Source organism: Rhodococcus sp. C1, from assembly GCF_020809065.1.
Lineage (GTDB): Bacteria > Actinomycetota > Actinomycetes > Mycobacteriales > Mycobacteriaceae > Rhodococcus_F > Rhodococcus_F qingshengii.
Genome location: NZ_CP078080.1, coordinates 4,029,500 through 4,043,939, shown reverse-complemented (window position 1 = coordinate 4,043,939; position 14,440 = coordinate 4,029,500). Strand labels below are relative to the sequence as shown.

Genomic DNA, 14,440 nt, shown 5'->3' with positions numbered 1-14,440 from the left:
ATGGGAGTTCTGGGTATCGGCTTCGACCTCGTGACGGTGTCGGAGTTCGCCGAGCAATTGAACAGGCCGGGAACGGCAATGCTCGACAACTTCACACCGGGCGAGCGTCGAGACGCCGTTACCCGGAGCTCCGAACCGGCACGACATTTCGCCGCCCGGTGGGCTGCGAAGGAAGCAGTGATCAAGGCATGGTCAACTGCTCTCTTCGCCGGCCCACCGGTGCTGGGGGAAATGATCCACAATCAGATCGAGGTCGTCTCGGACGCCTGGGGGCGCCCCGGCATCCGGCTTCGCGGTGACGTGGCCAAACACCTGACCGGAGTGAAGATTCATATCTCGCTCACCCACGACGGGGACATGGCGGGCGCTTTCGCGGTCATCGAATCCGACCCGGAGTAGCACTGCCGGACACGAAAGAGCCGGTCTCCCAAGGGGAGACCGGCTCTTTGTCGCTCGACTAGTCCTTCGTGCGGGATTCCTTCTCGGCGACGAGGAGATACGCGATCATCAACCTTTTCAGTTCGGCGACGGCGTCGGCATGCGACTGACCGTCCTGAACCGAGAAATTGAGCATCGAATACACCACGTGGACAAGAACTTCCGCCATCATCAGGCGACGATCTCGCCGCGTACGAGGCGTCAACGGGCCGAGCATTTTCGCTACGGTCTCGGCGAACTGCTTTTCGTGAATGACTCCGGTTGCCCGCGTGGACGGCGTCGACTGCATCGCCAGCCAGACCTCGCGGCGCGACGGATCAGACGTCCACAGCCCGGCCATGTGATCGACGAAACTGTTCAGGAACCGCAACCAGTCGAGCGAGGGTACTTCGCCGCCGAACTGAGCAAGCTCGTGCTGGACCCCGACGAGGTCCTGGCGGTTCAATTCGCACACGATGACGTACTTGTTCGCGAAGAACTGGTAAAGCGTCCCAATCGGGACGTCAGCACGTGCCGCGACTTCTTCACAGGTGAACGATTCGAAACCGACATCGGTGAGGAGTTCCCGTGACGCAGCCAGGAGTGCGTCGAATTTACGCTGGCTGCGCTCTTGCGTCGGACGCTTGCGCGGCAGCAGTTCCTGCGGTTCTTCGAGGCTCTGGGGATTCTCCAGTGCTGGGTCGACTCGTCGCCGCGCGCGGTGACGAGTCGTGGGCTGCACGTCTTCCAGGCTATCGGTGTTTTCTGTCGAATTTGGGACTTGTGCATTATCCGGTGTCATCGGCCACCTACTTCGGCGGTCGTGATCGGTCGAAACGCACCGCGCAGGTGCGCGCACACGAGTCCCGATGCTGTTGCCACACCTCGATACTAGGTGACCAACTGTCCAGTAGCCGAAGAGGTTGCTGCGCGGTGTGGCGCAACGGCGATCCTGGCGCCCGCCTACGTCCGATTCGGGCAGACTGAGATTCTTCGGGCACACCGAGATTCGATGCCGAGGAGAGGGAGACGATGACGGAAGAACTGCGAACCGCGGTAGGTGAACTCATGCCGCGTGCCCGTGAGGATCTGAGTGCACTTGTGGCGATGAAGTCCGTTGCCGATGCACGGCAGTACCCGCCGGAAGAATGCGCGGCCGCTGCGCATTGGGTCCTGGAGGCATTCCGGGCTCAGGGTTTCGCCGATATCGAGGCGATCGAGACCTCCGACGGTTCGGCCGCGGTTGTCGGGCGTCGACCAGGCCCGGGCGGTGCTCCGACCGTTCTGCTGTACTGCCACTACGACGTTCAGCCGCCCGGAAACGAAGAGCTCTGGGGCTCCCCGCCTTTCACGCTCACCGAGCGCGACGGACGGTGGTACGGACGGGGCGCTTCCGACTGCAAGGGCAACGTCGTCATGCATCTGACAGCTCTGCGAGCGCTCGCCGCAGCCGGCGTGGATCCGAGCGTCCACCTGACGCTCGTCGCCGAAGGATCCGAGGAGATGGGCACTGGCGGTCTCGAGGATCTGGTGCGAGAGCGGCCCGAACTTTTTGCAGCCGACATGATCCTGATCGCCGATACCGGCAACACCGAAGTCGGGGAGCCGACGATCACGACGTCATTGCGCGGGATCGCGAACGTTGTGGTCCAAGTGTCGACGCTCGAGGGTGAGATTCACTCCGGTGTCTTCGGTGGACCGGCGCCCGATGCGATCACCGCGCTGGTGCACATACTCTCGACGCTGCACGACAGCGCCGGAAACACCACTGTCGAAGGCTTGACCAACGACCAGGAATGGGCGGGTGTCAGTTATGACGGCGATCAGTTCCGCTCCGACGCCGGGGTGCTCGAAGGGGTGCAGCTGACTGGTTCCGGTTCGGTCGCCGAGCAGGTGTGGGCTCGTCCGGCGCTGACCATCCTGGGTATCGACTGCCCGCCGGTCGTGGGCTCGGCGGCGGCGATCACGCCCCGCGCGTCGGCACGCCTGAATCTTCGTGTCCCGCCTGGCACGGATCCGGCGCAGGCACAGAAGTTGTTGACGGACCACCTCCGCGCGGCGGCGCCGTGGGGCGTCCACATCGAGGTCGTTCCGGAATCGACGGGATCGCCGTTCTCGTCCTCGACGGAGGGTGCAGGTTTCGCGCAGCTGAAGTCCGCGCTCACCGATGCCTACGGCCGCGAAGTCGGATTTGCCGGCCAAGGGGGATCGATACCGCTGTGCAGTGCACTGGCCGAGCAGTTCCCCGACGCGGAGATCGCGTTGATCGGCGTCGAGGAACCGCAATGCCGCATTCATGCGCCCGACGAAAGCGTCGACCCGTCGGAGATCGAGAATCTCGCTTTCGCGGAGGCTCTGTTCTTGAGCCGGTACGGGAGTTAGACCGACAGATCGCGTCGTAGCTTGGCGACGTGGCCGGTGGCCCGGACGTTGTACTGGGCCACCTCGATCTTGCCTTCCTCGTCGACGAGGAACGTCGAGCGGATGACGCCCTGGACGGTCTTGCCGTACATCTTCTTCTCACCGAACGCGCCCCAGGCTTCGAGCGTCGCCTTCTCGGGATCGGAGAGCAGCGGGAAGGTCAACTCTTCGGTATCGCGGAACTTCGCGAGTTTTGCGGGCTTGTCCGGCGAGATTCCGATGACTTCGAGGCCGGCGCCGTTCAGCTCGGCGAGGCTGTCACGGAAGTCGCAGGCCTGCTTGGTGCACCCCGGGGTGCTGGCCGCCGGGTAGAAGTACACGATGACCTTGCGGCCGCGGTAATCGTGAAGGGAAACCTCGTTGCCATCGGCGTCTGGGAGCGTGAAATCCGGCGCGACGTCGCCGGCGGACAATCTACTGTTCTCGGTCACGGGAATCGAGGTTAGTCGAGAAATTGCGCGGCAGGTGGGCGCGAGGGCATTCTGCTCCTCTACGGTAGAGCGAAGTGTCGGCGCGCTGCGTCCGCACAGCAGACCCGCACACAGAGCAGCAGAACACAGACAAGTTGGAGGACACGTGCCCAGGGACACCGAGAGCATCGAACGCGAGATCGAGAAGGCGCGTAACCAGCTCGCGAGCACACTCGACGAACTGACGGTCCGCACCAACCCGAAGCGGCTGGTCGAGAACACCAAGAAGACGGTGCTCGCCAAGCTCAACGAGCCGGCAGTGAAGTACGCGCTGATCGCAGTCGGTTCAGTGGTGGGAATACTCGTGGTCCGGAAGATCATTCGCTGACCCGAGTTGTCGAAGACAGAACATGAAGAAGGCCCCCACCTGGTGAGGTGGGGGCCTTCTTGCAAGTGCGCCCACAGGGACTCGAACCCCGGACCCAGTGATTAAGAGTCACTTGCTCTACCAACTGAGCTATAGGCGCTCGCTCTTGCGAGACAGAACATTAGCCGACAGGCTCAGGAGTTTGCAAAACGCGTGTTCATCGTGGTGACGATGGTTACATCGCTTCCGGAATTCACGAGTGTGGAGGGTGCGAATCCGGCCAGCGGACGGTGCTTTCCAACTGCTGTGCGACGGCGAGAATGGTCGGTTCACCACCGCTGCGCCCGACCAGTTGGACGCTCAGGGGGAGTCCGCGTTCGGAGAACCCGGCGGGCACAGCGGCCGCCGGGTTGCCGCAGACATTCCAGATCGAACAGTAGGCGGCGATCGGCAACGCCTTGCGGACTGCTGACAGAAGGCCGGTTCCTTCGAGTTGTCCGATCGGGCGTGGCAGCGCGGGCGTGGTCGGCATCAGGACCAGGTCGAAGGTGTCGAAGACCTGGTTGACCGTCGCTGCGATTCGCTCACCTTTGCGGTAAGCGAATTTCCCGACGCGCGCGGGAGCGGCTATCCGGCCGATCGACGCGAGTGCTCGTGTGCGCTTCTCGAGGAGCGCCGGATGATCGACGCGCAGTGCTTCGTCGCGGACGCCGCCGAGCACCTGGGGGAGAAATGCTGCAGTTGCGTCCGGGTACTCGGGATCGTGCTCTTCGACGTGATGTCCCAACGCGCTCAACATCTCTGCGATCGAATGCACCGCGGCAACGACCTCCGGGGACGGGCGGACGCCCCGGACCGGACTCCGGGTGGACACTGCAATGCGAAGCGGCCCGGGCGCCGACGCGGCTGACTCGGCAAAGCTGGTGCGGAGCGTTTCGGCTGTGTAGTCGTCGATCCCGGTGGTACCGGTTATCACGTCGTACACGAGCGCGCTGTCCTCGACGGAACGAGTGAGAGGGCCTAGCGTGCCGAGTCCGCGCCAGAGGTTGCGGTTCGGCGCGGTGCTCACCCGACCGCGCTGCGGTTTGAGTCCGAACAACCCGCAGAACGCCGAAGGCAGTCGGATGGAACCGCCGCCGTCGCCGCCGATTGCCGCTGCGACCATGCCTGACGCGACGGCCGACGCAGATCCTCCGCTCGATCCGCCCGTGGATACGCCGGTGTCCCAAGGGTTTCTGGTGTAGCCGTTTGCAGCAGTCTCCGTGAAGGGCCAGATGCCGAACTCGGGCATCGTCGTCTTGCCGACGATCACCGCGCCGGCGTCGCGCAACCGCCGGACGACCTCCGAGTCAGCAGAGGCGATGCGGGTTGCCGCCGCACCGCCGTACGTCGTCGGCGTTCCGGCGACGTCGTTCTCGTCTTTGATCGCGATCGGAACTCCGTGCAGTGGGCCCAGGCTGTGGCCGTCGGCCTGGCGCTGATCGAGACGTGTCGCTTCGTCGAGCGCTTCGTCTGCGAGAACTCGCACAAAAGCATTGAGCGTCGAATCGAGGCGTTCGATACGGCGAAGTGTGTTCTCGGTGAGCTCGCGGGCCGATATTTCTCCGGACCGGATCAGAGCGGCCTGACCCGCAACCCCGGCAAATGCCAGCTCGCTGCCCGGTGTGGTTTCGCGCTCGGTCATCAATCCTCCAGGCCGTGGTTCCGATAACTGTGAAGTCTATTCACCACAACCTGTTCACCACGACACAAAGAAAAATCCCCACCTTCCGAAGAAGGTGGGGACCTTTGCAAGTGCGCCCACAGGGACTCGAACCCCGGACCCAGTGATTAAGAGTCACTTGCTCTACCAACTGAGCTATAGGCGCTCGCTCTTGCGAGACAGAACATTAGCCGAATCGCCGGTTCGGGAGCAAATCGCCAGGTGGAGGCGTCACCGCTGTAGTCCGATCGGAGGAAATCAGCTGAAAGCGGTAACAAAACGGACGGTTCGGAGCGATTGATACTTGAACGTTACTGACGGCGTGGCCTTTCATGACCGTTGGTAACGAGCGCGCCTGGCATCATTGGTGCAGCGCAGTCATACCGCAAGTCCCACTTGCCTTCCGGTAAGTGGGATTCGCATGTGACGCGGAAGTTAGTCGGAGAAATTGTGAAGCGGAGTCGAACGATGAGTCGTCAAAGGTGGGGTCTGTCCGTGCGCGGGGGGAACGGTCGAGCGTCGAAGGGCGCGGCGATGATCGCGGCGTCTCTCGGTGCTCTCGTTCTGATGACCGCGTGCACGTCGGGCGGCAAGGACGTCAGTACCGAAGGGTCGGCGCCGATCGATTCCAATCCGCTCACCGAACTCATCAAGCCGAAGCTCACCTCGACCGCTGCCGACGGCGCTGTCGGCTTCTCGCCGGGCGACCCGGTCAAGATCAACGTCGCTGACGGCGCTCTGTCCGACGTGACGATGGTCAATCAGGACGGCAAGGCAGTTGCCGGCGCGATTGCTGCCGACGGTGCGTCGTGGACCACCACCGAGCCACTCGGCTACAACCGCAAGTACAAAATCGAGGCCCGCGCATTCGGATTGGGTGGCGCCAGTACGACGGTCACGTCCTTCACCACCAGCGCACCCGGCAACGTCACCAAGCCGTATGTCTTGCCCAACCAGGGTGACGTGGTCGGCATCGGTCAGCCCATCGCGGTGCAGTTCGACGAGAACATCCCCGATCGCAAGGCTGCCGAAGCTGCGATCACCGTCACCACGACTCCGGCCGTCGAAGGTGCGTTCTACTGGGTCAACAATCGTGAGGTCCGTTGGCGTCCGGAGAACTACTGGGCACCGGGCACCAAGGTCGACGTGAGCGTCAACGTGTACGGGCGCAATCTCGGCAAGGGAGTCTTCGGGCAGGAAGACGCGAAGAGTTCCTTCACCATCGGTGATGCCGTCATCGCCACGGCGGACGACAACACCAAGCAGGTCACTTTCCAGGTCAACGGTGAGACTGTCATGACCATGCCCACCTCCATGGGCAAGGACAGCACTCCTACCGACAACGGCGTCTACATCATCGGTGACCGCTTCGCGAACATGATCATGGACTCGTCCACGTACGGCGTCCCGGTCACCTCGGCGCAGGGTTACAAGACCCCCGTCGACTGGGCGACCCGAATGTCCTACAGCGGCATCTTCTTCCACTCGGCGCCGTGGTCGGTCGGGCAGCAGGGCTACTCCAACACCAGTCACGGCTGCCTCAACCTGAGCCCGTCCAACGCCAAGTGGGTCTACGACAACACCAAGCGTGGGGACATCGTCGTCGTCAAGAACACCGTCGGCGGCACTCTCTCCGGCACCGACGGCCTCGGTGACTGGAACATCCCCTGGAGCGTCTGGAAGACCGGCAACGCGGACGTCTGAGTGCGTCCCTGAAGCGCTGAACGCCAGAATGCCCCCGACCGTCCGGTTGGGGGCATTTCTGCATCTGCACACCTTTTGTGAGCGAAAGTGCCTCTCGGTCTATCTGAGGCGACGGGAGGTACGTTCGCTCGGTGTCAGCGTCGACCGAACGCGTCCACTCCGGTCATCTCAGCGGACAGTGTCCACAATCTGCGTGCGTCGGCGGGATCGGTAGCCCAAGGTTTCACTCCGCCGACGCTCATGTCATCAGTCTGCGCGACGTCCGCGATGTTGCAGTCCTGGAGGTACGCGCCGGAGTGATCGGCGAGTTTCGGTGCCGTCGCTGCCCACACCGTTGTAGCGGCGCCCTGGGAGGGAGTCTTGAACCCCGGCACGGCGTCGCCATTCGACGTCGTCCATCCGAGATCGTGTTTCTCTGATGCAGAGAAGTGACGTTGAAGGGGAGTGAGGATGCTCCCGGGATGGACGGAGAACGCACTGATACCGCGTGAAGCACCGGAGCTCGCCAGCTGTACAGCGAATAGAGCATTGGCAGTCTTGGCTTGACCGTACGCAAGCCAGCGGTCGTAACCGTTGCGGAAATGTATGTCATTCCAACGCACTCCCGACAGAAAATGTCCCGCCGACGAGACCGCTACGACGCGAGAGCCGTTTGCGGGCATGGCTGGCACAAGCAGGTTCACCAGTACAAAGTGCCCGAGGTGATTGATCGCGAATTGTGATTCCCATCCGGAGCCGACACGGAGTTCCGAGCAGGCCATGACCCCCGCATTGCAGATGATGATGTCCGGAGTGATCCGGGATTCGAGAATTTCTCGCGCACACGATCTGACACTGCTCGGGTCCGACAGGTCGCACGCTCGCACTTCGATACCCGGAATGTCGGCCACCGCGCTCCGTGCCTGTTCTGGTCGGCGGGCAAGAACTACAACTCGCGCGCCGACCGAAGAAAGTGACTGCGAAACCTCATATCCCAGTCCGGAGTACCCGCCGGTGACCAAAACCGTAGTGCCTGTTAAATCTTGTCCGGCAAGTACGTCGTCGGCAGTGGAGACTCGGGAGTATCCGGTGTTGATTTTGCGCTGGATGGAATTCATGGCTGCGACCGTAAAATCTGGAGTGCACTCCAGGTCAAGGAAAGGTCGCCAGGCAATGCGCGAACTGTCAATCGGTGACGTCGCTGTCCAGACCGGAATCAGTATCGATTCCCTTCGATACTTCGAACGTGAGGAATTGCTCGTTCACGAGGTGGCGCGCTCGGCAGGTGGGCGTCGGGTCTACTCCGAAAGCGATGTCTCTTGGTTGAAGCTGTGCAATCGCTTCCGAGACTCGGGTATGCCGATCGCCACGATCCGCGAATTCGCCGCTCTCGTCAGGTCAGGGCCGGGAAACGAGAAGGAGCGGCTTTCACTTTTACAGTCGCATGAGGAGTTGATTCGATCCAGGATCGCTGCGATGCAGGAAAACCTGAACGTCATCCACGACAAGGTTTCGGCGTACGAGCGACATGTTCGCGAGGGGACCGTCGTAGGTGTCTGGAAGCCGGAACCGTCGCCCGAGTGATCGTCGGGTGGGTGATTTGCGGCCATTCCGGCCGCCCCGATGTGAGCGAAAGTGGCTTTCGGTCTATCTGAAGCGACCAGAGGTACGTTCGCTCAGCTCGGGCACGGGTTGCTCGGGAGCGCGCGATTTGTCGCGGTCGCCACCCCACCCACTTCGGGTGAACGTATCGCTGCCCCCGTCAGAGAAGGGGAGCGATACGTTCACCCGGCTGTGGAAGGGGAGATTGGGGCTGGCGCACAAACCAAAAGAACCCCCGAAAATGTCTTTCGACATCTTCGGGGGTTCCGCTTGGGTGAGCGACGGGACTCGAACCCGCGACAGCCAGGATCACAACCTGGTGCTCTACCAACTGAACTACGCCCACCATTGCCTCGGCCACCGGTTTGACCCGGCTGCTTTGACGAAAGAGATACTAGCGCGAAAGTCGGTCAGGAAGCCAATCGGCAGGTCAGGCGGGACCCAAGCCCTCTACGACGGCTGCAATCTCCGCGCTCGACGGTCCGGGCGCCGCGACGAATGCAGTGCCGCGGTAGTACTTGAGTTCGCGGATGGATTCCTTGATGTCGGCGAGTGCCCGGTGGGCGAGACCTTTTTCGGGCTGGCCGAAGTAGATTCGCGGGTACCAGCGGCGGGAGAGTTCTTTGATGGAGCTGACGTCGATCATCCGGTAGTGCAGGTATGTGTCCAGTGCCGTCATGTCCCGTGAGATGAATCCGCGGTCGGTGGCGATTGAATTGCCTGCCAAGGGAGCCGTACCGGCGACGGGAACATGCTTGCGGATGTACGCGAGCACCTCTTTCTCCGCCTCGGCGAGGGTGACCGTCGACTTACGAACCTCTTCGGTCAGTCCCGACTTCGCGTGCATCTTCTTCACGACGTCGGGCATTGCAGCCAACGCGTCGTCGTCGGCGTGGATGACGATGTCCACACCTTCGCCCACGATGTTCAAGTCGCTGTCGGTCACCAGAGCCGCAATCTCGATGAGTTTGTCCGACTCGAGTCGCAGCCCGGTCATTTCGCAATCGATCCATACCAATTTGTCCTGCACCAGGAACACAGTAGTGCGCGCGGGAGCGGGATAAGGTCTGCGGTGGAAACTCGACGTGTGTGAGACGGCGTTCGGGTGATGACAAGAACTTCGCCGCATTGCAACGAGGAGGGCTTTTCGATGACCGTGGATCCGAAGGACGGAGCCGCGCCGCTGACGCCGGCGGAGAAGGCGAAAGCTGCCAAGGCTGCCGCTGCCGAAGCCGCTCGGATTGCAGCTGAAGCCGCTGCAGCAGCTGAGGAAGCCGAGAAGGAAGCGGCTGCCGCCGAGGCCGAAGCATCGGCCGGAGCCACCCCCGCTGCTCAAGTGCCCTCGGGTGCTGCCGCTGAAATCGCGGCGGGCTATTCATCCGAGGGGCGGGCACTCGAGCTCGGCTCAGTGGTGATCGACGGGGTGGCAGATCCCACCGCACGGGTGCGGATTCCGTTGGCGACGATCAACCGTCACGGTCTGATCGCCGGTGCGACGGGTACCGGCAAGACCAAGACGTTGCAGGGCATCGCCGAGCAGCTGTCCGCCGCGGGTGTGCCGGTTGTGATGGCCGACGTCAAGGGCGATCTCTCGGGTCTGTCGAAGGCGGGGGATCCGAGCGAGAAGATGAAGTCTCGCGCAGTCGAGACGGGCGACGATTCGTGGACTCCCGCTGGGATGCCGGTCGAGTTCTTGTCGTTGGGTACCGACGGAATCGGTATCCCGGTGCGCGCGACGATCACCAGTTTCGGACCGATCCTGCTCAGTAAAGTGTTGGGCCTCAACGAGACCCAGGAGTCGACTCTAGGGCTGATCTTCCACTGGGCCGACACTCAGGGCCTCGCCCTGCTGGACCTCAAGGATCTGCGTTCGGTCATCGCGCACCTGACGAGCGCTGAGGGCAAAGCGGATCTGAAGGGTATCGGCGGAGTTTCCTCCGCGACGGCGGGAGTGATTCTGCGCGCGTTGGTCAACCTCGAAGCAGATGGTGGTGACACCTTCTTCGGTGAACCGGAACTCGAAACCGAGGATCTGCTGCGTGTCGTCGGCGGTGCCGGTGTGATCACGCTGTTCGAACTCGGTGCCCAGGCGGCGCGCCCGGCAATGTTCTCCACCTTCCTGATGTGGGTGCTCGCGGACCTGTTCCAGACGCTGCCCGAAGAGGGAGATCTGGACAAGCCGAAGCTCGTGTTCATCTTCGACGAGGCGCACCTTCTGTTCGCGGACGCGTCGAAGGCCTTCCTGCAGCAGGTGGAACAGACGGTCAAGCTCATTCGTTCCAAGGGCGTCGGCGTGTTCTTCTGCACGCAACTTCCGACCGACATTCCGAATTCGGTGCTGTCACAGTTGGGTGCGCGGGTTCAGCACGCCCTGCGTGCCTTCACGCCCGACGATCAGAAAGCCCTCAACAAGACCGTCCGCACGTACCCGAAAACCGAGCACTACGACCTGGAAAAGGCACTGACTTCACTCGGCATCGGTGAAGCCATCGTGACCGTACTCTCGGAAAAGGGTGCGCCGACGCCGGTGGCCTGGACCAAGATTCGTCCTCCGAGGTCGCTGATGGACACCATCGGCAACGACGCGATCAAGGCGGCCGCGTCGTCGAGTCCCCTGAATCAGAAGTACGGCCAGACGATCGACCGCGAGTCGGCGTACGAGAAGCTGACGGCCAAGGTGGCCGGTGCTCCGACAGCGGATCAGTCCCTGGATCTTCCGTCGCTGCCCGATCTGCCGCCACCGCCGCCGGCCGAGCCGGAGGGCCCCAACATCGCCGAGCAGATCTTGGGCAACTCGGCTGTCAAGAGCTTCCTGCGCTCGGCGGCTTCGGCTGCGGGACGCGAGATTTCGCGGAACATCTTCGGCACCGGTAGTCGCCGCAGGCGCTGAGGCTCAGGCGCCCGCGAGGTCAGATGCCGACCTCGCGGGCCAGCAGGTCGTTGATCGATTCGCGCCTGATCAACGGCCGCGCGATCCCGCCCAGCACGGCGACGACCGGCGGCCGGCCGACGCTGTTGTAGGTGGAGGCCATGCTGTGGTGGTATGCGCCCGTACACGGCACTGCCAACAGGTCACCTTCATGTAGGTCGGCGGGAAGCCTTGCTCCGACGGCAATTTCGTCGCCCGATTCGCAGTGGCGCCCGGCGACGGTGACTTCCTGGAGCGGTGCGCGCGAATGTCGGTTCACCAGTTCGACGTCGTAGTGGCTGTCGTACAACGACACCCGAGGGTTATCGCTCATCCCGCCGTCGACGGAGACGAAGGTTCGTCCCCCGCTGATCGACTTGATGTTCTGTACGCGATAGAGCGTAACTCCGGCCCGCGCAGCGATCGCTCGGCCAGGCTCGAGCACGATTTCGGGGCGAGGGAAGCGGTTTCGGGTGCACGCGTCGTCGAGAGTTTCGTCGATGACGTGAGCGAGGCGGGTCAGATCCAATTGGGCATCTCCCGGCACGTAGGCGATCCCATGGCCACCGCCGAGATCGAGTTCGGTGAGGATGATTCGATGCGTGCGTCGTATGTCGTCCATCTGTGCGATCATCGTCTCGATCGCGGGGCGGAAGAGTTCGGGATCGGTGATCTGGGAGCCGAGATGGCAATGCAGGCCGATGAGCTGCAGGTGCGTCGCGTTGGCGACGACGGATACCGTATGTTCCAGTTCTTCGGAAAACGCTGGTAGGCCGAACTTTTGGTCCACGATGCCCGTGGACACTGCCCTGTGTCCGTGTATGTCGATGCCGGGTGTGACTCTGACCAACACCTTCTGTCGGTGGGTGCACACCGACGCGAGCCGTACCGCTTCGCTGGGGGAGTCGAGGACGATCCGGCCGACACCCGCGTTGACCGCCGCCCTCAGTTCGGAAACCGATTTGGCATTGCCGTGCAGGATGATTCGGTGGGGGTCCACGCCCGCGGCAAGCGCGACGGCGAGTTCACCGGCGGAACAGACATCCACCCCGAGTCCCTCGTCGGAGACCCAGGTAGCCATCGCTCGAATCATCAGTGCCTTGCCGGCGTACACGATCTCCGAGTCGGGGAAGATCTCTCGATACGTGCGGCAGCGGTGCCGCACGTCCGCCTCGTCGACGACGTACGTCGGTGTGCCGTACTGGTCCGCGATCTCTTCGAGGGAGACGTCGCCGATGCAGACACGCCCGCTGTGGTCGTGGCGAGTACTGATGGGCCACAACGCAGGATCCATACGCGGTGTCATTGCGCCGCGTAGGGAGGGGAAGATTTCGAGTAGCGTCACGTCGATCTCCTGAAGGTGACCCGCCGTGTTGCGGGCTACCTTCAGATCTACTCCCGAAGATCACCGGTGGGGTGGTTCTTGACGCTTACTTGACGCGCCGCCGAACGAGGTTGACGCGGCCCTGACGGGCTCGACTCACTGTGCCTGTCGACTCACTGTGCTCGCCGCCGCTTCCATCCGAACCAACCGAGCACCGCGAGCAATGCCACCGCGGCGCCTCCGCCGATGACCGTCGATCGGTCGGCGGACACACCAGCGGACGGAGTTCCGCCGGGGCTCGGGGCGTAACCGGCGCCGTACACGGACTCGACCGCCGCTTGGATGTCGAACCCGGTTTCGGTAGCCGGCCCGCAGCTGTGCCCCTCGTGCTCGGCGTCGACGTCGTACGGCGCAGAAACGAACATCAGCTGCTCGGTGCCGAGCACGTAGCTTGTGCCACAACCGTTCCCGTTCGCGAGTGTCCCCACCGACGTCACCGATGCCAGATCGCCTTTGTAGACCCGGCTGACGTCGAACAGGTAGGTGTCCTCGAATCCGTCCGAAGTTTTCTCCGTCGGAGTCCCGAGGAAAACGGTGCTGGAGACGCTCACGGCTTCTTCCGGGGTAGCCGATGATGCGCACGAACATGCCTTCGCTGCCGTGGGCAGCAGTAAGGGCAACCCTCCGGTCAAAAGAAGGATTGCCCCGACTGCCAGTGTTCTTCGCATCGCCATTAACCGACTATACGGTCTGCTATGGCCTGCTCTGAGAAGTTTGCGTGAATCAGCCGCCGAGCTTCTTGTAGAACGTGCCCACGATCGGCGCAACGACCGCACGCGGGCTGTAACCGCCCGCGACGGACATCGCCTTGCTCAAGATGCCCGGTACGACGCGCATTTTGTTCTCGGCCAGGCCGTCGAGCGAGACCTTGGCGGTGTACTCGCTCGAGATCCAGAAGAAGTCCGGGACGAGCTTGTCGACGATCGACGCTTCGGCCGGGTCCGGGGTTTCGGTGCGTACGGGGCCTGGGGCGAGCAGGGTGACGTTCACTCCGGTGCCCTTGAGTTCACCTCGCAACGATTCCGCAAAGGTGTTCACGAACGCCTTGGTGGCTGCGTACGTCGCGTTGTTGGGGATCGGCATGTTGCCGGCCGCGGACCCGACCATCAGGATGGCTCCGGACTTGCGCGCGAGCATGCCGGGCAGCACGGCCAGCGTGAGATCGTGCACTGCAACGGCGTTGAGCTCGACCTGGTCGCGCTCGTAGGCCGGGTCCAGCTCGGCGATCGGCCCGAAGGTGGCGATACCGGCGTTGTTGCACAGGATGCTGATGTCGCGGCCACCGAGTTCCTCGACCAGAACGGCACGCGCCGCGCTGTCGGAGAGGTCCGATGCACGGACCTCCACCTCGACGCCGTGCGCGGCGCGAAGCTTCTCGGCGAGGGCCTCCATGACCTCGCCACGACGGGCAACGAGGATCAGGGAGTGTCCGCGTGATGCCAGATCAGCGGCCAGTGCCTCTCCGATGCCGGAGGAGGCGCCGGTCACTACGGCGCGGGCTGTGGTTGTGGGTGTCGGCAGGCTCACGATCAGTCAGCGTAGCCGG

General features: G+C 63.0%; 14 protein-coding genes and 3 tRNA genes. 6 read left to right on the top strand and 11 right to left on the bottom strand.

Features of this window, described 5'->3' with window-relative positions:
- A complete protein-coding gene (locus KTR60_RS18465; RefSeq protein WP_193595181.1) occupies positions 1 to 399 on the top strand; it encodes a holo-ACP synthase in 399 nt (132 codons plus the stop codon).
- Positions 400 to 457: 58 nt separating this feature from the next.
- Here KTR60_RS18465 and KTR60_RS18460 read toward each other — a convergent pair whose 3' ends face one another.
- Positions 458 to 1,159 carry a TetR family transcriptional regulator gene (locus tag KTR60_RS18460; RefSeq protein WP_003945379.1) on the bottom strand — a complete coding sequence of 234 codons (702 nt, stop codon included), beginning with the start codon at positions 1,157 to 1,159 and terminating at the stop codon, positions 458 to 460.
- Positions 1,160 to 1,449: 290 nt separating this feature from the next.
- Here KTR60_RS18460 and KTR60_RS18455 point away from each other — a divergent pair, with 290 nt between their 5' ends.
- Positions 1,450 to 2,799: a dipeptidase gene (locus KTR60_RS18455; protein ID WP_228401129.1), complete on the top strand. Its 1,350-nt coding sequence runs from the start codon at positions 1,450 to 1,452 to the stop codon at positions 2,797 to 2,799.
- On the opposite strand, the gene bcp is transcribed toward KTR60_RS18455, so the two are convergent.
- On the bottom strand, positions 2,796 to 3,269 hold the full coding sequence (gene bcp / locus KTR60_RS18450) for a thioredoxin-dependent thiol peroxidase (protein WP_007733290.1): 474 nt from the start codon (positions 3,267 to 3,269) through the stop codon (positions 2,796 to 2,798). The two genes, KTR60_RS18455 and bcp, sit on opposite strands and share 4 nt — an antisense overlap.
- Before the next feature lie 145 nt (positions 3,270 to 3,414).
- Here bcp and KTR60_RS18445 point away from each other — a divergent pair, with 145 nt between their 5' ends.
- The gene (locus KTR60_RS18445) at positions 3,415 to 3,636 is read left to right on the top strand and encodes a DUF3618 domain-containing protein (RefSeq protein WP_007733292.1); all 222 of its coding nucleotides are present in this window, start codon (positions 3,415 to 3,417) and stop codon (positions 3,634 to 3,636) included.
- Between the two features lie 66 nt (positions 3,637 to 3,702).
- Here KTR60_RS18445 and KTR60_RS18440 read toward each other — a convergent pair.
- From KTR60_RS18440 to KTR60_RS18430, 3 genes are all read right to left on the bottom strand, one after another.
- Positions 3,703 to 3,775 (bottom strand) — tRNA-Lys (locus tag KTR60_RS18440).
- Positions 3,776 to 3,868: 93 nt separating this feature from the next.
- The gene (locus tag KTR60_RS18435; protein ID WP_228401128.1) at positions 3,869 to 5,299 is read right to left on the bottom strand and encodes an amidase; all 1,431 of its coding nucleotides are present in this window, start codon (positions 5,297 to 5,299) and stop codon (positions 3,869 to 3,871) included.
- Positions 5,300 to 5,410: 111 nt separating this feature from the next.
- Positions 5,411 to 5,483: transfer RNA gene (locus KTR60_RS18430), tRNA-Lys, on the bottom strand.
- A 368-nt stretch (positions 5,484 to 5,851) separates the two neighbouring features.
- On the opposite strand from KTR60_RS18430, the gene KTR60_RS18425 reads away from it, so the two are divergent.
- A complete protein-coding gene (locus tag KTR60_RS18425; protein ID WP_416309280.1) occupies positions 5,852 to 7,021 on the top strand; it encodes a L,D-transpeptidase in 1,170 nt (389 codons plus the stop codon).
- A 134-nt stretch (positions 7,022 to 7,155) separates the two neighbouring features.
- Here KTR60_RS18425 and KTR60_RS18420 read toward each other — a convergent pair whose 3' ends face one another.
- A complete protein-coding gene (locus KTR60_RS18420) occupies positions 7,156 to 8,118 on the bottom strand; it encodes an oxidoreductase (RefSeq protein ID WP_228401126.1) in 963 nt (320 codons plus the stop codon).
- A 55-nt stretch (positions 8,119 to 8,173) separates the two neighbouring features.
- Here KTR60_RS18420 and KTR60_RS18415 point away from each other — a divergent pair, with 55 nt between their 5' ends.
- On the top strand, positions 8,174 to 8,584 hold the full coding sequence (locus KTR60_RS18415) for a MerR family transcriptional regulator (protein ID WP_228401125.1): 411 nt from the start codon (positions 8,174 to 8,176) through the stop codon (positions 8,582 to 8,584).
- Between the two features lie 291 nt (positions 8,585 to 8,875).
- Here KTR60_RS18415 and KTR60_RS18410 read toward each other — a convergent pair.
- Both KTR60_RS18410 and orn read right to left on the bottom strand, forming a co-directional pair.
- Positions 8,876 to 8,948: transfer RNA gene (locus KTR60_RS18410), tRNA-His, on the bottom strand.
- Positions 8,949 to 9,032: 84 nt separating this feature from the next.
- Positions 9,033 to 9,632, bottom strand: coding sequence for an oligoribonuclease (gene orn, locus KTR60_RS18405; RefSeq protein ID WP_039973332.1), 600 nt, complete (start codon positions 9,630 to 9,632; stop codon positions 9,033 to 9,035).
- 120 nt (positions 9,633 to 9,752) lie between these two features.
- On the opposite strand from orn, the gene KTR60_RS18400 reads away from it, so the two are divergent.
- Positions 9,753 to 11,492: a helicase HerA-like domain-containing protein gene (locus KTR60_RS18400; protein WP_007733320.1), complete on the top strand. Its 1,740-nt coding sequence runs from the start codon at positions 9,753 to 9,755 to the stop codon at positions 11,490 to 11,492.
- Positions 11,493 to 11,511: 19 nt separating this feature from the next.
- On the opposite strand, the gene lysA is transcribed toward KTR60_RS18400, so the two are convergent.
- The 3 genes from lysA to cmrA all read right to left on the bottom strand — a co-directional run bounded on the left by lysA (position 11,512) and on the right by cmrA (position 14,421).
- Complete coding sequence (lysA, locus tag KTR60_RS18395) at positions 11,512 to 12,855, bottom strand: diaminopimelate decarboxylase (RefSeq protein WP_007733322.1); 1,344 nt, start codon at positions 12,853 to 12,855, stop codon at positions 11,512 to 11,514.
- Between the two features lie 152 nt (positions 12,856 to 13,007).
- The gene (locus KTR60_RS18390) at positions 13,008 to 13,445 is read right to left on the bottom strand and encodes an LPXTG cell wall anchor domain-containing protein (RefSeq protein ID WP_050656808.1); all 438 of its coding nucleotides are present in this window, start codon (positions 13,443 to 13,445) and stop codon (positions 13,008 to 13,010) included.
- 172 nt (positions 13,446 to 13,617) lie between these two features.
- Complete coding sequence (gene cmrA / locus KTR60_RS18385) at positions 13,618 to 14,421, bottom strand: mycolate reductase (RefSeq protein WP_007733327.1); 804 nt, start codon at positions 14,419 to 14,421, stop codon at positions 13,618 to 13,620.
- Positions 14,422 to 14,440 lie beyond the last annotated feature (19 nt).